General features: G+C 58.2%; 15 protein-coding genes. All 15 read left to right on the top strand.

The window, feature by feature from the left end:
• Window positions 1-692 precede the first annotated feature (692 nt).
• The 15 genes from fliL to RYC18_RS22295 all read left to right on the top strand — a co-directional run bounded on the left by fliL (window position 693) and on the right by RYC18_RS22295 (window position 15,427).
• Window positions 693-1,193 carry a flagellar basal body-associated protein FliL gene (gene fliL / locus RYC18_RS22365; protein ID WP_002554282.1) on the top strand — a complete coding sequence of 167 codons (501 nt, stop codon included), beginning with the start codon at window positions 693-695 and terminating at the stop codon, window positions 1,191-1,193.
• A 9-nt stretch (window positions 1,194-1,202) separates the two neighbouring features.
• Window positions 1,203-2,171 (top strand): flagellar motor switch protein FliM, encoded by a 969-nt coding sequence (gene fliM / locus RYC18_RS22360; protein ID WP_002554281.1) that lies wholly within the window; start codon window positions 1,203-1,205, stop codon window positions 2,169-2,171.
• Between the two features lie 61 nt (window positions 2,172-2,232).
• The gene (gene fliN, locus RYC18_RS22355) at window positions 2,233-2,691 is read left to right on the top strand and encodes a flagellar motor switch protein FliN (RefSeq protein ID WP_002554280.1); all 459 of its coding nucleotides are present in this window, start codon (window positions 2,233-2,235) and stop codon (window positions 2,689-2,691) included.
• On the top strand, window positions 2,692-3,132 hold the full coding sequence (gene fliO, locus RYC18_RS22350; protein ID WP_004664467.1) for a flagellar biosynthetic protein FliO: 441 nt from the start codon (window positions 2,692-2,694) through the stop codon (window positions 3,130-3,132).
• The gene (fliP, locus tag RYC18_RS22345) at window positions 3,132-3,884 is read left to right on the top strand and encodes a flagellar type III secretion system pore protein FliP (RefSeq protein WP_002554278.1); all 753 of its coding nucleotides are present in this window, start codon (window positions 3,132-3,134) and stop codon (window positions 3,882-3,884) included. The genes fliO and fliP overlap by 1 nt, the downstream gene beginning before the upstream one ends.
• 25 nt (window positions 3,885-3,909) lie before the next feature.
• The gene (locus RYC18_RS22340) at window positions 3,910-4,179 is read left to right on the top strand and encodes a flagellar biosynthetic protein FliQ (RefSeq protein WP_002554277.1); all 270 of its coding nucleotides are present in this window, start codon (window positions 3,910-3,912) and stop codon (window positions 4,177-4,179) included.
• A 6-nt stretch (window positions 4,180-4,185) separates the two neighbouring features.
• Window positions 4,186-4,971: a flagellar biosynthetic protein FliR gene (fliR, locus tag RYC18_RS22335; RefSeq protein ID WP_002554276.1), complete on the top strand. Its 786-nt coding sequence runs from the start codon at window positions 4,186-4,188 to the stop codon at window positions 4,969-4,971.
• Between the two features lies 1 nt (window position 4,972).
• Window positions 4,973-6,109 carry a flagellar biosynthesis protein FlhB gene (gene flhB / locus RYC18_RS22330; RefSeq protein ID WP_002554275.1) on the top strand — a complete coding sequence of 379 codons (1,137 nt, stop codon included), beginning with the start codon at window positions 4,973-4,975 and terminating at the stop codon, window positions 6,107-6,109.
• A 432-nt stretch (window positions 6,110-6,541) separates the two neighbouring features.
• A complete protein-coding gene (gene flhA, locus RYC18_RS22325) occupies window positions 6,542-8,671 on the top strand; it encodes a flagellar biosynthesis protein FlhA (protein ID WP_002554274.1) in 2,130 nt (709 codons plus the stop codon).
• 11 nt (window positions 8,672-8,682) lie between these two features.
• A complete protein-coding gene (gene flhF, locus RYC18_RS22320) occupies window positions 8,683-10,011 on the top strand; it encodes a flagellar biosynthesis protein FlhF (RefSeq protein WP_002554273.1) in 1,329 nt (442 codons plus the stop codon).
• A gap of 115 nt (window positions 10,012-10,126) precedes the next feature.
• Window positions 10,127-10,960, top strand: coding sequence for a flagellar synthesis regulator FleN (gene fleN / locus RYC18_RS22315; RefSeq protein ID WP_003412391.1), 834 nt, complete (start codon window positions 10,127-10,129; stop codon window positions 10,958-10,960).
• Window positions 10,957-11,697, top strand: coding sequence for an RNA polymerase sigma factor FliA (gene fliA, locus RYC18_RS22310; RefSeq protein WP_002554271.1), 741 nt, complete (start codon window positions 10,957-10,959; stop codon window positions 11,695-11,697). Before fleN ends, fliA begins: the two co-directional genes overlap by 4 nt.
• A gap of 252 nt (window positions 11,698-11,949) precedes the next feature.
• A complete protein-coding gene (locus tag RYC18_RS22305; RefSeq protein ID WP_011169086.1) occupies window positions 11,950-12,324 on the top strand; it encodes a chemotaxis response regulator CheY in 375 nt (124 codons plus the stop codon).
• A gap of 19 nt (window positions 12,325-12,343) precedes the next feature.
• Window positions 12,344-13,129, top strand: a complete 786-nt coding sequence (locus tag RYC18_RS22300) for a protein phosphatase CheZ (protein ID WP_002554269.1) — start codon at window positions 12,344-12,346, stop codon at window positions 13,127-13,129.
• Between the two features lie 33 nt (window positions 13,130-13,162).
• Window positions 13,163-15,427, top strand: coding sequence for a chemotaxis protein CheA (locus RYC18_RS22295; RefSeq protein ID WP_005744580.1), 2,265 nt, complete (start codon window positions 13,163-13,165; stop codon window positions 15,425-15,427).
• Window positions 15,428-15,458: the final 31 nt, after the last annotated feature.

Genomic DNA, 15,458 nt, shown 5'->3' with positions numbered 1-15,458 from the left:
GTACAGACGACGCAAATTGCGACCTTGGTGACGGCTGAGTCCTGGCGCTGATCCGGGGGTAGCCTGGCAGGACGCCAGGCTAGCCGCACCGGGCCATGGATGGCCCGTTGCGGCGACCCCCGGATCAGTGACAGGGCGAAGGAACCCGACGAAGTCGGGCCGGAAACAGGAGCGAGGGGATTTGCCTACTTTGGCCCCATCAAAGTAGGTCGCCGAGGGGCGAAAAGGTAACCTGAGCCGGACACAAACATAACTGACATAGCAGAACCGCTGTGTGACGCAGAGCGTCACGAAAGGCATTACCACGCGGAGCGTGGGAACGAGAATCTGGGCCGAACGCCAATCCACCTGATCTCGCAGGACCGCTGTGTGACGCAGAGCGTCACGAAATGCATTACCACGCGGAGCGTGGGAACGAGAATCTGGGCCGAACGCCAATCTACCTGAAGTCGCAGAACTGCCGTGTGACGCAGAGCGTCACGAACGGCATTCCCACGCGGAGCGTGGGGACGATAGTCATCAGCTCCCGGGTCGGGCTGATTCGGCACTGACACAAGCATCACCATCCCTCCGCGCCCAGCCACGTAACCGGTTGTGTCCGATACATCTCCATCTCGTACAACTCTGGCATAACACTTGCTCTGCCTCTGTCACGTATTGAAGAACCTCTTGAATAGTGACGGATTATTGGCATGGCGAAGAGCGAAGAAGTTAAAGACCCGGCAACCAAAGGCAAACTCAAGCTCATCATCCTCGCCGTTGTGGCGTTGCTGCTGGCGGTAGGTTTGTCGGTGGGCGCGACCTGGTTCCTCATGCACAAGAGCGAAAGCACACCAGACCCGGCTGCTGCCGCTGCCGCAGCTAACGTCAAGCCAGTGGCGGTGTTCGAACCCATGACCCCGGCCTTCGTGGTCAACTTCAATTCCAATGGTCGCCAGCGCTATATGCAGGTCAGTATCACCATGCTGGCGCGCAATGCCGCCGACATGGAAGCGCTGAAGGCGCATATGCCGCTGATCCGCAACAACCTGGTCATGCTGTTTGCAGCTATACCCTTTGAGTCGCTGGCCTCGCCGATCGGCCAGGAAATGCTGCGTCAGAAAGCGACCGCGAGCATTCAGGAAGTGGCACAGAAAGAACTAGGCAAGACTGTGATTGAACAGCTGCTCTTCACTAACTTCGTATTGCAGTAGGACTCTCACATGGCCGTGCAAGACCTGCTCTCCCAGGATGAGATCGACGCGCTGCTGCATGGCGTCGACGACGGGATGGTCCAGACCGACACCGTCAGCGAGCCTGGCAGCGTCAAAAGCTACGACCTGACCAGTCAGGACCGGATTGTCCGCGGGCGCATGCCGACGCTGGAAATGATCAACGAGCGATTCGCCCGCTACACGCGTATCAGCATGTTCAACCTGCTGCGCCGCTCGGCGGACGTGGCGGTGGGTGGCGTTCAGGTCATGAAGTTCGGCGAGTACGTGCATTCGCTGTACGTGCCGACCAGCCTCAACCTGGCCAAGATCAAGCCGCTGCGTGGTACTGCGCTGTTCATCCTTGATGCCAAGCTGGTGTTCAAGCTGGTGGACAACTTTTTCGGTGGCGATGGCCGTCACGCCAAGATCGAAGGCCGTGAGTTCACGCCGACCGAACTTCGCGTCGTGCGCATGGTGCTGGATCAGGCGTTCATCGACCTCAAGGAAGCCTGGCAGGCCATCATGGAAGTGAACTTCGAGTACATCAACTCGGAAGTGAACCCGGCCATGGCCAACATCGTCGGGCCGAGCGAGGCCGTGGTGATTTCCACTTTCCATATCGAACTGGATGGCGGTGGCGGCGATCTGCACGTGACCATGCCGTACTCGATGATCGAGCCGATCCGCGAAATGCTCGATGCCGGTTTTCAGTCGGATCTGGACGATCAGGATGAGCGCTGGATCAACGCGCTCAAGGAAGACGTTCTTGATGTCAATGTGCCGCTCACCACGACCATCGCTCAGCGTCAGTTGCCGTTGCGGGACATCCTGCACATGCGTCCTGGTGACGTTATCCCGGTGGAACTGAGCGAGTCGCTGGTCATGCGTGCCAATGGCGTACCGTCATTCAAGGTCAAGCTTGGCTCGCACAAGGGCAAGATGGCCCTGCAAGTAATCGAACCCATAGCGCGACGCTGACCTGTCTGGTCAACGTCGGAAATTGTTGCGTAACTGAAATACTGCGTGCAGAGGACAACTGATGGCTGATGAAAACGATATGACGTCTGCTGAAGATCAGGCGTTGGCCGACGAGTGGGCTGCTGCATTGGGCGAAGCTGGCGACAGTCAGGCTGATATCGATGCGTTGCTGGCGGCGGATGCGGGGAATTCGGGTAGCCGGATGACCATGGAAGAGTTCGGCAGCGTGCCGAAAAGCACGGGTCCGGTTTCTCTGGACGGTCCCAACCTGGATGTGATTCTCGACATTCCGGTGTCGATCTCCATGGAAGTGGGCAGCACCGATATCAATATTCGTAACTTGTTGCAGCTCAACCAGGGCTCGGTGATCGAGCTGGATCGCCTGGCTGGCGAACCGCTGGATGTGCTGGTCAACGGCACGCTCATCGCGCATGGCGAGGTGGTGGTGGTCAACGAGAAGTTCGGCATCCGTCTGACCGACGTGATCAGCCCGAGCGAACGCATCAAGAAGCTGCGCTAAATGAGGCGCTGGCTAAGTGTTCTGCTAACCCTGCCGTCACTGGCCTGGGCTGCCGAGCCCGCTGCTCAGGCCGCACCTGCGCAGGTAGCCAATACGGTATCCGGCGGTATGGGCGGGCAGGTGGTGCAACTGCTGTTCGGTCTGATACTGGTGATCGGTCTGATTTTCGTGCTCGCATGGCTGATGCGCCGCGTGCAGCGCGTGGGGCCGAACAATGGTCAGGTCATCGAATTGGTGAGTTCGCGCGCGCTCGGTCCGCGTGATCGGTTGGTGCTGGTGCAGATCGGCAGTGAACAGATCTTGCTGGGTATCACGCCAGGGCGGATCACGCCCCTGCATGTGCTCAAGGAACCGGTACAGGTGCCAGTGCGTGAGCAGGCGACCCCTGAATTCGCTCAGCGCCTGATGGAGCTGATGGGCAAGGATAAGGACAAGAAGTGATGGGCGCGCTGCGTTTCGTGATACTGCTGTTGCTGGTCATGGTGACGCCTGCTGTACTGGCAGCCGATCCGCTATCGATACCGGCGATCACGCTGTCCAATGGTGCGGATGGTCAGCAGGAGTATTCGGTCAGTCTGCAGATCCTGCTGATCATGACTGCGCTGAGCTTCATTCCGGCGTTTGTCATGCTGATGACCAGTTTCACCCGGATCATCATCGTCTTCTCGATTCTGCGTCAGGCCCTCGGTTTGCAGCAGACACCTTCCAACCAGATCCTGACGGGCATGGCGCTGTTTCTGACCATGTTCATCATGGCGCCGGTTTTCGACCGTGTGAATCAGGATGCGCTGCAGCCTTATCTGGCTGAAAAGCTCACTGCACAGGATGCAGTCGCCAAGGCGCAGGTGCCGATCAAGGATTTCATGCTGGCGCAAACCCGTACCAGTGACCTTGAGCTGTTCATGCGCCTGTCCAAGCGTACCGACATCCCCACCCCGGATGCCGCGCCGCTGACCATTCTGGTTCCAGCGTTCGTGATTTCGGAGCTCAAGACGGCGTTTCAGATCGGCTTCATGATCTTCATTCCGTTTCTGATCATCGATCTGGTGGTGGCCAGTGTGCTGATGGCGATGGGTATGATGATGCTGTCGCCGCTGATCATTTCGCTGCCGTTCAAGATCATGCTGTTCGTGCTGGTGGATGGCTGGGCGCTGATCGTCGGCACCCTGGCTGGCAGTTTTGGTGGCGTATGAGCCGTTTCACTGAGGAGTCTGCCCGATGACGCCGGAAGTAGCTGTCGATCTGTTTCGCGAGGCGCTGTGGCTGACCACGGTGCTGGTCGCAATTCTTGTGGTGCCGAGCCTGTTGTGCGGTCTGCTGGTGGCGATGTTTCAGGCGGCCACGCAAATCAACGAACAGACCCTGAGCTTCCTGCCGCGCCTGTTGGTCATGCTCGTGACGCTGATTGTCATCGGCCCCTGGCTGCTGAAAATTTTCATGGAATACATGCTGTCGTTGTACACCAGTATTCCGACGCTGATCGGCTAGCGCCGCATGCAGCCGATGCTTGCGCTGACCGATATCCAGATCAGTACCTGGGTAGCGAGCTTCATGCTGCCGATGTTTCGTATCGTCGCGTTGCTGATGACCATGCCGGTGATCGGCACCACGCTGGTTCCCCGACGCGTGCGTCTTTACCTCGCATTTGCCATCACTGTGGTGGTCGCTCCAGCGCTGCCAGCCATGCCGCCGGTTCAGGCGCTTGACCTCAGTGGGCTGTTGCTGATCGGCGAGCAGATCATCATCGGTGCCGGCATGGGGCTGTCCCTGCAGATGTTTTTCCATATCTTCGTGATCGCCGGGCAGATCATCTCGACGCAGATGGGCATGGGCTTTGCCTCGATGGTCGACCCTACCAACGGCGTATCTTCGGCTGTTATCGGCCAGTTTTTTACCATGCTGGTCACGCTATTGTTTCTGTCCATGAACGGCCATCTGGTGGTGTTGGAAGTGCTTGTCGAAAGCTTCACCACGATGCCGGTGGGTGGTGGTCTGCTGGTCAATAATTTCTGGGAGCTGGCGAACGGGCTAGGCTGGGCGTTGAGTTCCGGGCTCAGGCTGGTGTTACCTGCTATTACTGCATTGCTGATCATCAACATCGCTTTTGGCGTCATGACCCGTGCAGCGCCGCAACTCAACATCTTCTCGATCGGTTTCCCGCTGACTCTCGTGCTGGGCATGGTCATCCTGTGGATGAGCATGGGCGATATTCTCAATCAGTATCAGCCGATTGCCAGCCAGGCACTGCAATCGTTGCGCGACATGGTGAGGGCTCGTTGAGATGGCAGAAAACGAGAATGGTCAGGACAAGACAGAAGACCCCACGGAAAAAAAGGTCAAGGACTCCAGAGCGGATGGGCAGATTGCGCGCTCCAAGGAGCTGACCACGCTGGTGGTCATGCTGATGGGGGCGGGCGGGTTGCTGATGTTCGGCTCAGGCATTGCGCAGATGATGTCCGAGCTGATGCGCGACAATTTTACGATCAGCCGCGAAACGCTCATGGATCAGTCATACATGGGCAAGGCGTTGCTCAGCTCCGGCCTGCACGCGCTGGTCGTGATGCTGCCGTTTCTGATCGCCATGCTGGTGGCGGCGCTGGTGGGGCCGATCATGCTCGGCGGCTGGTTGTTCGCAACCAAATCGCTGATGCCCAAATTCAGCCGGATGAACCCGGCGGCAGGGCTCAAACGCATGTTTTCACCGCATGCGCTGGTCGAGCTGCTCAAATCTTTCGGCAAGTTTTTGATCATCCTCGCCGTTGCGCTGGTGGTCTTGAGCAACGAGCGCAATGATCTGGTGGCCATCGCTCATGAGCCATTGGAACAGGCGATGATACACAGCCTGCTGGTGGTCGGCTGGAGCAGCTTCTGGATGGCCTGTGGTCTGATATTCATTGCTGCTGCCGACGTGCCCTTTGTGCTGTATGAGGCGCACAAGAAGTTGCTGATGACCAAGCAGGAAGTGCGTGACGAGCATAAGAACAGCGAGGGCAGCCCCGAGGTTAAGCAGCGTATTCGCCAGTTGCAGCGCGAAATGTCCCAGCGGCGGATGATGGCGTCGATTCCGGAAGCGGATGTCATCATCACCAACCCGACGCACTTTGCCGTAGCCTTGAAATACGATCCCGAGCAGGGCGGGGCGCCGATGTTGCTGGCCAAGGGCACTGACCTGGTAGCGCTGAAGATTCGCGAAATCGGCGCGCATAACCAGATACTGATTTTGGAATCTGCGGCGTTGGCCCGCTCCATCTACTACAGCACCGAGCTGGACCAGGAAATCCCTGCCGGGCTTTATCTGGCCGTGGCCCAGGTGCTGGCCTATGTCTACCAGATCCGCCAATTCCGCGCCGGTCAAGGCAAGCGCCCAGACCCACTGGGTGACATCAAGATCCCGCCCGACCTGCAGCGCGATGCGTAGCCCTTTGCTTCGTCGCCAGCAGACCACCGTCGCGCTCGCGCTCCGCATGGGTATGCGGTTCCTGAAGCTCTGCGTCCGCTCTGTGCGATTCCCACGCAGAGCGTGAGGAGCGATCATCTAAACTATCGTGCGACGCTCCGCGTCGCATGCCGTTCCGGGCGCTCTGCGTCCGCTCTGTGCGATGCCCACGCAGAGCGTGAGGAACGATCATCTCACTATCGTGCGACGCTCCGCGTCGCATGCCGTTCTGGACGCTCTGCGTCCACTCTGGAAGATTTTCTGACTGCGCAAGGTATGCCGGTTTCACGTTAATTCTGCCTTTAAAGCCTTACCAGCACTGGCTTTGTAAAAGTTGGACAGCTTTTTGCAATAGGGTCGATACAGGTCGCCATCGGCGTCAATGTTTTGATCTAGTGCGCAGGTAAACAATCAGTGGATCGTTCTCAGATATTCAGTAGCGCACGCAGCAATATCACTGGCCTGGGCCGTGGTCAGTTGGGCGTTCCGCTGTTGTTGCTGGTCATGATGGCAATGATGATGTTGCCTATGCCGCCGTTCCTGCTGGACGTGTTCTTCACGTTCAACATTGCACTGTCCATCGTCGTGTTGCTGGTGTGTGTTTACGCTCTGCGGCCGCTGGACTTCTCGGTGTTTCCAACCATTCTGCTGGTCGCCACGCTGTTGCGTCTGGCACTGAACGTTGCTTCCACGCGAGTGGTCATGCTTCACGGTCAGGACGGTCACGCCGCTGCGGGCAAGGTGATTCAGGCCTTCGGTGAGGTGGTGATCGGTGGTAACTATGTTGTCGGTATCGTGGTGTTCGCGATTCTGATGATCATCAACTTCGTAGTAATCACCAAAGGTGCCGGCCGTATTTCCGAGGTCAGCGCGCGTTTCACCCTCGACGCGATGCCAGGCAAACAGATGGCAATCGACGCCGACCTCAACGCCGGTCTCATCGATCAGCCAGAAGCCAAGCGTCGCCGTGCTGAAGTCGCTCAGGAAGCCGAGTTCTACGGTTCCATGGACGGTGCCAGCAAATTCGTGCGCGGCGATGCAATTGCCGGTTTGCTGATTCTGTTCATCAACCTGATCGGCGGCATGCTGGTCGGTATTCTGCAACACAACATGACGTTCGCTGATGCAGGCCGCGTTTATACCCTGCTGACCATCGGTGACGGTTTGGTGGCGCAATTGCCATCACTGCTTCTGTCCACTGCCGCAGCGATCATGGTGACCCGCGCTTCCGGTTCGGAAGAGATGGGAAAGCTGATCAATCGTCAGATGTTCGCCTCGCCCAAGGCCCTGGCAGTTTCCGCTGCGATCATGATCGTCATGGGGCTGGTGCCGGGCATGCCGCACTTCTCCTTCATCAGCCTCGGCCTGGTGGCTGCGGGTGGTGCGTATCTGCTCTGGAAGAAAGAGAACCAGGTGAAAGTCGAGGCGCTGGCCGAAGTGCAACGCCAACAGGACCTGCTGCCTTCGCCGACCCGTGTTCAGGACGCCAAGGAGCTGGGTTGGGATGACGTCACCCCTATCGACATCATCGGCCTGGAAGTGGGTTATCGCCTGATTCCGCTGGTGGACCGCAATCAGGGTGGTCAACTGCTGGCGCGTATCAAGGGCGTGCGCAAGAAGCTGTCGCAAGAGCTGGGCTTCCTGATGCCGACCGTACACATCCGTGACAACCTTGATCTGGCACCCAGCGCCTACCGTCTGACGCTGATGGGCGTGATTCTGGCCGAGGCCGAGATTTATCCGGATCGCGAGCTGGCGATCAACCCCGGTCAAGTGTTCGGCACCCTGAACGGCATCACCGCCAGAGACCCGGCGTTTGGTCTGGAGGCCGTTTGGATCGAAATCAGCCAGCGCAGCCAGGCGCAGTCGCTGGGTTATACCGTAGTGGACGCCAGTACTGTGGTGGCAACCCACTTGAACCAGATTCTCTATAAGCACTCTCATGAGCTGATTGGTCACGAAGAAGTCCAGCAGTTAATGCAATTGTTGGCCAAAAGCTCGCCCAAACTGGCTGAAGAGCTGGTCCCTGGTGTGCTGTCCCTGTCCTCGCTGCTCAACGTGCTGCAAGCGCTTCTGGCTGAGCATGTACCTGTGCGTGATATTCGTAGCATTGCGGAAGCTATCGCCAACAACGCTGGCAAGAGTCAAGATACCGCCGCTTTGGTGGCTGCCGTGCGAGTGGGTCTGAGCCGCGCAATCGTCCAAAGCATTGTAGGTGTTGAGCCGGAGCTGCCTGTTATCACTCTGGAGCCAAGGTTGGAACAGATATTGCTCAATAGTTTGCAGAAGGCTGGTCAGGGTCAGGAAGAAGGCGTTCTTCTTGAGCCAAGCATGGCTGAGAAGCTCCAGCGTTCGTTGATTGAGGCCGCCCAGCGTCAGGAGATGCAAGGGTTGCCGGTAATTCTTCTGGTAGCAGGGCCTGTCCGGGCGATGCTGTCACGATTTGGACGATTGGCTGTACCGAACATGCATGTTCTGGCGTATCAGGAAATTCCGGACAACAAGCAAGTAACCATCGTAGCGACTGTCGGGCCGAACGGCTGAGGTAGTGAGTCATGCAAGTTAAGCGATTTTTCGCCGCCGATATGCGTCAAGCCATGAAACTGGTTCGCGATGAGCTGGGCGCCGAGGCGGCCATCATCGGTAACCGGCGCATTGCCGGTGGCGTAGAGCTGACTGCCGCTCTGGATTACAAGCTGTCCGCCCTGGCACCGCGTGTGCCGAACATGGAGCTCGAAGACGAGCTGCGCAAGACCCAGTCGCGCATCGTCTCTGCTCAGGCCGAATTGAACAACCGCAGCGACAGTGACGCGTCGATCAATCTTCAGCTGTTTTCCGGCAAACCGGTCAGCGCTGTCGATACGCACATCGAGCCGACGCTCGAAGAGCCGCCACGACCATTCGCGTACACGCCGCCTGCGCCCGCAGAGCCTGCTGTCGGCCAGCGCGCCTATGATTCGATGCGCTCCGAATTGAACGGCTTGCGCGAGCTGCTGGAAGTTCAGCTTGGCTCCCTGGCCTGGAACCAGCTGCAGGGCAGTCGTCCGCAGCAGGCCAATCTGTGGCGCCGCCTGCAACGTGTCGGTTTGTCCGGCCCGCTGTCGCGCGATCTGCTGTCGATGATCCCGGAGATTGACGAGCCTCGTCAGGCCTGGCGCATGTTGCTGGCCCATTTGGCGCGCATGATTGCCGTACCGGACATCGAGCCGCTAGAAGAGGGTGGAGTCATTGCCATGGTCGGGCCTGCCGGCATGGGCAAGACCACCACGCTGGCCAAGCTGGCGGCACGTTACGTGTTGAAGTACGGTCCGCAGAATATCGCTCTGGTCAGCATGGACAGTTTCCGCATCGGCGCACAGGAGCAGCTCAAGACCCTTGGGCGCATCCTCAACGTGCCGGTTACCCATGTCGATCCTGGCCAGTCGCTGGTCCAGGCGCTGGAGCCGCTGCTGCGCAAGCGCGTGGTGTTGATCGACACCGCCGGGCTGCAGGCCAGCGATCCTGCGCTGCGCATGCAACTGGAAAGCCTGGCAGGGCGTGGCATCAAGTCGCGTAACTACCTGGTACTGGCGACCACCAGCCAGAAGCAGGTGCTGACCGCTGCTTATCACAGTTACAAGCGTTGTGGCCTGGCCGGATGCATTCTGACCAAGCTTGATGAAACAGCCAGCCTTGGCGAAGTCCTGAGCCTGGCGATCAGTCATGAATTACCTGTGGCCTACCTCACGGACGGACCCCGTATTCCTGACGACCTGCACACCCCGCGTCGTCATCAACTGGTGAGCCGTGCGGTGAGTGTGCAGATGCAGGATGAGCCGAGCGAGGAAGCGATGGCTGATATGTTTGCTGACCTCTATCACACCCCTGGCAAGAGAGTGGGTTAAGTGATGGATATTATTGGAATGTCCCTGCGTCAACGGTCTGCCATGCGGTGTTCATTTGCGAACGTGCAGCCCTCGATGTGGTTTCGGTCTACGCAAGACAAGGTAAAGAAATAACATGGGCAGCATGCATCCCGTACAGGTTATCGCGGTGACCGGTGGCAAAGGTGGCGTCGGTAAGACTAACGTGTCAGTGAATCTTTCACTGGCCCTTGCCGAGCTTGGCCGTCGTGTCATGCTGCTGGACGCCGATCTGGGTCTGGCCAATGTCGACGTTCTGCTTGGGCTGACGCCTAAACGTACACTTGCCGATGTGATAGAGGGCCGTTGCGAGTTGCGCGACGTTCTGTTGCAGGGGCCGGGTGGGGTGCGTATCGTGCCTGCCGCCTCTGGCACCCAGAGCATGGTGCATCTGTCCCCGGCCCAGCATGCGGGTCTGATCCAGGCGTTCAGCGAGATTGGCGACAACCTTGATGTGCTGGTGATTGACACGGCTGCCGGTATCGGCGAATCGGTGGTCAGCTTCGTGCGCGCCGCTCAGGAAGTGTTGCTGGTGGTGTGCGACGAGCCCACGTCGATCACCGATGCCTACGCCCTGATCAAACTGCTCAACCGCGACTACGGCATGAACCGCTTCCGGGTGCTGGCCAACATGGCGCAAAGCCCGCAGGAAGGGCGCAACCTGTTCGCCAAACTCACCAAAGTGACGGACCGTTTTCTTGATGTCGCGCTGCAGTATGTAGGTGCCGTGCCGTACGACGAGTGCGTGCGCAAGGCCGTACAGAAACAGCGCGCCGTCTACGAAGCATTCCCGCGATCCAAATGTGCGCTGGCGTTCAAGGCCATTGCCCAGAAGGTTGATACCTGGCCGCTGCCAGCCAACCCGCGGGGTCATCTCGAGTTCTTCGTTGAGCGACTCGTTCACCAGACCAGTGCAGGGCCTGTGCAATGACTGCGAGCGGCTACCAGATGTACAGCAAGGCTTCCCGTAATTCGCAATACGAGTTGATCGAGCGTTATGCGCCATTGGTCAAGCGTATCGCTTATCATCTGCTGGCGCGCTTGCCGGCCAGCGTGCAGGTCGAGGATCTGATCCAGGCTGGCATGATCGGTCTGCTTGAAGTCTCCACCAAATATGATTCAACCAAAGGTGCGAGTTTCGAGACCTACGCCGGCATTCGCATTCGTGGTGCGATGCTGGATGAAGTGCGCAAGGGCGACTGGGCACCACGCTCAGTGCACCGCAATACCCGAATGGTCAGTGACGCAATTCGTGCAATTGAAGCTAAAACCGGCCGTGACGCTAAAGATCACGAGGTTGCGGCCGAACTCCAGTTGAGTCTTGATGATTATTACGGGATTTTGAATGACACCTTGGGCAGCCGCCTCTTCAGTTTCGACGACCTGCTTCAGGACGGCGATCACGAAGGGCTGCATGAGGATGGCGCAAGCGGTTCGCTTGAGCCGTCGCGCGACCTGGAAGACGAGCGCTTCCAGGCAGCGTTGGCCGATGCAATTGCCAATTTGCCAGAGCGTGAGCGTCTGGTGTTGGCGCTGTACTACGACGAAGAGCTGAACCTCAAGGAAATCGGAGAGGTTCTTGGGGTCAGCGAATCTCGGGTCAGTCAGTTACACAGCCAGTGCGCAGCTCGTTTGCGGGGGCGTTTGGGGGAGTGGCGAGCGCGTTGACGGCAGTGCGCGACGTTTGTCGTGCGTTGTCTGCATGCCGGCTGTGCAAAGCGTTACGTGGTAGCAGGATAGACGAGGCAAGGGCCTGTCGGGCAATGTCTCGATGGGCTTTAGTCGCAGTCTTGACTGTCGTTGTGCCAAGCCCGTCGTCGTTTCGTATAGCTGGGGGTGTGCTGTGCCAGTATTGAGTGAACAGCGTGTTCAGGTGCTGAACGCGTTAAAGACTGCTTGGAGGTCGAATTGGACAAGAACATGAAAATCCTCATCGTTGATGACTTCTCAACGATGCGGCGGATCATCAAGAATCTGTTGCGTGATCTGGGATTTACCAACACATCTGAAGCGGATGACGGTCTGACCGCATTGCCGATGCTGCAGAGCGGTGCCTTTGACTTTCTGGTGACGGACTGGAACATGCCTGGCATGACCGGTATCGACTTGTTGCGTCAGGTCCGTGCGGACGAGCGTCTCAAGAGCCTTCCTGTACTGATGGTTACTGCCGAAGCGAAGCGTGAGCAGATCATTGAAGCTGCCCAGGCCGGGGTGAACGGTTATGTAGTCAAGCCATTCACGGCTCAAGCGCTTAAAGAGAAGATCGAAAAGATCTTTGAACGCGTCAATAGCTGATGCATGCCGCGAGGGCGCTATGGATAACAATGATTCGATGGCCGACTTTGAGTCGACCTTAAAGAGACACGCGCAGGAACTCGTCACCAGCCTTGAAAAGGGCCGCTTCGGTGACGCTGTGCAGCTGATCCATGAACTCAACCAGACACGCGACCGCGGCCTTTATCAGGAAGTGGGCAAGCTGACTCGTGAGCTGCACAGTGCAATCGTCAACTTTCATATTGATCCGCACATGCCTCAAGCCGAGGAAGTGTCGCAGATCACCGACGCGACCGAACGCCTGTCGTATGTGGTGAGGCTGACCGAGAATGCGGCCAACCGCACTATGGACCTGGTCGAGGAAAGCACACCGCTCATGAGCGGTCTGAGCTCCGATGCCAAGGCATTGAGTGACGACTGGGGTCGTTTCATGCGCCGCGAAATCGGTGCTGAAGAATTCCGTGAGCTGGCCAAGCGGGTCGATGGTTTTCTGACGCGCACCGAGCAGGAGGCCGATAGGGTTTCCGGGCATCTCAACGATATTTTGCTTGCCCAGGATTACCAGGACCTTACGGGGCAGGTTATCAAGCGCGTGACGCAATTGGTTACGGAAGTCGAGAGCAATCTGCTCAAACTGGTGCTCATGGCCAGCCATGTCGATCGCTTCGCAGGCATCGAACATGACGAAGAATCCATCCTTGCTGAAAAAGATCCTAAAAAACATCTCGCCAAGGGTGAAGGTCCGCAGATTCATGCCGATAAACGTGAAGACGTCGTATCCGGACAGGATGATGTAGACGATCTGCTATCGAGCCTCGGCTTCTAAGATCTGTTGACGGTTAATTTTAGGGAGCACCCCATGAGCTTCGGCGCCGATGAAGAAATCCTTCAGGATTTTCTGGTAGAGGCCGGCGAAATTCTGGAGCAGTTGTCAGAGCAATTGGTCGAGCTGGAAAGCCGACCGGATGATGCTGATCTGCTCAATGCAATTTTTCGCGGTTTTCACACTGTAAAAGGGGGCGCCGGCTTCCTCCAGCTCCATGAGCTGGTGGAGTGCTGCCACATCGCCGAAAACGTGTTCGACATCCTTCGCAAGGGTGAGCGTCGCGTTGATTCCGAACTGATGGATGTGGTCCTGGAAGCTCTGGACACCGTCAACAGCATGTTCGGTCAGGTACGTGAACGGACTGACGTAACTGCGGCGACGCCAGAACTGCTGGCTGCGCTTTCGCGACTGGCCGAGCCACAATCTGCCGACGAAGTCGCAGCGCCCGAGCCCGAGCCGGTGGTTGAAGCCGAGGCTCCGGTTGCCGAGCAAGCGGCCAGCGATGACATTACCGATGATGAGTTCGAGCAACTGCTCGATTCGCTGCACGGCACCAGTCCGGTGTCTGCGGCACCATCAGCGGCACCTGCGGTCGCGCCAGCTGGCGATGAAATTACCGATCAGGAATTTGAATCCCTGCTTGATCAGTTGCATGGCAAGGGCAAGTTTGCGGCCGATGCTGTAGCCGCTCCAGCCCCGGCACCTGCTGCACAGAGCAAGGGTGCAGCGCCTGCCGGCGATGAAATCACCGACGACGAATTCGAAGCCTTGCTTGATCAACTGCATGGCAAGGGCTCGTTTGACGGTGCCATAGCCGCTACGGCTGCTGCTGCACCTGCACCTGCGGCCGTTGCTGCCAAGGCACCCTCTGCTGCTGCGGCATCGGACGAAATTACCGATCACGAATTTGAAAGCCTGCTCGACGAACTGCATGGCAAAGGCAAGTTCGAGCCTGATGCGGTCGTTGCCAAGGCACCTGCTCCGGCAGCTGCCATAGCTGCTGCTCCGCCACCGGCTGCCAAGCCTGCTGCGGCGCCTGTACCTGCGGCAAAGGCCGAGCCCGCCAAGCCTGCTCCAGCACCTGCACGCGCTCCTGCACCCACTGGTGAAAAGCCGGTTGCGACTGAAGCCGAAACCACGGTTCGTGTGGATACCGCCCGACTGGACGAGATCATGAACATGGTCGGCGAGCTGGTGCTGGTACGTAACCGCCTGGTGCGTCTGGGTCTCAACAGCGGCGATGAAGCCATGTCCAAGGCGGTTTCCAACCTGGATGTGGTCACTGCCGACCTGCAGACCGCGGTCATGAAGACCCGTATGCAGCCGATCAAGAAAGTCTTTGGTCGCTTCCCGCGTCTGGTACGTGACCTGGCTCGCCAGCTCAAGAAAGAGATCAATCTGGAACTGGTCGGCGAAGAAACCGACCTCGACAAGAACCTCGTAGAGGCGCTTGCCGACCCGCTGGTCCACTTGGTGCGCAACGCGGTCGACCACGGTATCGAAACGCCGGAAGAACGCGAAGCCTCGGGCAAGTCCCGCGGCGGCAAGGTAATTCTTTCGGCAGAGCAGGAAGGCGACCATATCCTGCTGTCGATTTCCGATGACGGCAAGGGTATGGACCCCAACGTGTTGCGCTCGATTGCGGTCAAACGTGGTGTCATGGACAAGGATGCAGCCGATCGGTTGAGCGACACCGATTGCTACAACCTGATCTTTGCACCGGGCTTCTCGACCAAGACCGAGATTTCCGATGTGTCAGGTCGCGGTGTGGGCATGGACGTGGTTAAAACCAAGATCTCCCAGCTCAACGGCTCGATCAACATCTACTCGACCAAGGGCCAGGGTTCCAAGATTGTCATCAAGGTCCCGTTGACCCTGGCGATCATGCCGACCCTGATGGTGATGCTGGGCAACCAGGCTTTTGCCTTCCCGTTGGTCAACGTCAACGAAATCTTCCACCTGAACCTGTCCACTACCAACGTGGTTGACGGTCAGGAAGTGGTGATCGTACGTGACAAAGCCTTGCCGCTGTTCTATCTCAAGCGCTGGCTGGTCAGTTCGGCGGCTCATGAAGAGCAGCGAGAAGGGCACGTCGTGATCCTGACGGTCGGCACCCAGCGCATCGGCTTCGTTGTCGATCAACTGGTCGGCCAGGAAGAAGTGGTTATCAAACCGCTGGGCAAGATGCTGCAAGGTACGCCAGGCATGTCGGGCGCCACCATCACCGGTGACGGTCGCATCGCCTTGATTCTCGATGTACCCAGCATGCTCAAGCGTTACGCCGCACGGCGTATCTGAACCCGGGGGTGCGGGCAGCCTGGCTGCCTGC

Origin of the sequence: Pseudomonas syringae group sp. 247E2 (genome assembly GCF_032587795.1) — a bacterium.
In the GTDB taxonomy this organism is placed as follows: Bacteria; Pseudomonadota; Gammaproteobacteria; order Pseudomonadales; family Pseudomonadaceae; genus Aquipseudomonas; species Aquipseudomonas amygdali.
Note: the sequence above shows the minus strand (reverse complement) of the source record. Positions and strands in the feature narration are given on the sequence as shown.

Bases quoted from the DNA above. Each gene is read 5' to 3' on its own strand.
- fliL (WP_002554282.1), top strand. From the start codon at position 693: ATGGCGAAGAGCGAAGAAGTTAAAGACCCGGCAACCAAAGGCAAACTC.
- fliM (WP_002554281.1), top strand. From the start codon at position 1,203: ATGGCCGTGCAAGACCTGCTCTCCCAGGATGAGATCGACGCGCTGCTG.
- fliN (WP_002554280.1), top strand. From the start codon at position 2,233: ATGGCTGATGAAAACGATATGACGTCTGCTGAAGATCAGGCGTTGGCC.
- fliO (WP_004664467.1), top strand. From the start codon at position 2,692: ATGAGGCGCTGGCTAAGTGTTCTGCTAACCCTGCCGTCACTGGCCTGG.
- fliP (WP_002554278.1), top strand. From the start codon at position 3,132: ATGGGCGCGCTGCGTTTCGTGATACTGCTGTTGCTGGTCATGGTGACG.
- RYC18_RS22340 (WP_002554277.1), top strand. From the start codon at position 3,910: ATGACGCCGGAAGTAGCTGTCGATCTGTTTCGCGAGGCGCTGTGGCTG.
- fliR (WP_002554276.1), top strand. From the start codon at position 4,186: ATGCAGCCGATGCTTGCGCTGACCGATATCCAGATCAGTACCTGGGTA.
- flhB (WP_002554275.1), top strand. From the start codon at position 4,973: ATGGCAGAAAACGAGAATGGTCAGGACAAGACAGAAGACCCCACGGAA.
- flhF (WP_002554273.1), top strand. From the start codon at position 8,683: ATGCAAGTTAAGCGATTTTTCGCCGCCGATATGCGTCAAGCCATGAAA.
- fleN (WP_003412391.1), top strand. From the start codon at position 10,127: ATGGGCAGCATGCATCCCGTACAGGTTATCGCGGTGACCGGTGGCAAA.
- fliA (WP_002554271.1), top strand. From the start codon at position 10,957: ATGACTGCGAGCGGCTACCAGATGTACAGCAAGGCTTCCCGTAATTCG.
- RYC18_RS22305 (WP_011169086.1), top strand. From the start codon at position 11,950: ATGAAAATCCTCATCGTTGATGACTTCTCAACGATGCGGCGGATCATC.
- RYC18_RS22300 (WP_002554269.1), top strand. From the start codon at position 12,344: ATGGATAACAATGATTCGATGGCCGACTTTGAGTCGACCTTAAAGAGA.
- RYC18_RS22295 (WP_005744580.1), top strand. From the start codon at position 13,163: ATGAGCTTCGGCGCCGATGAAGAAATCCTTCAGGATTTTCTGGTAGAG.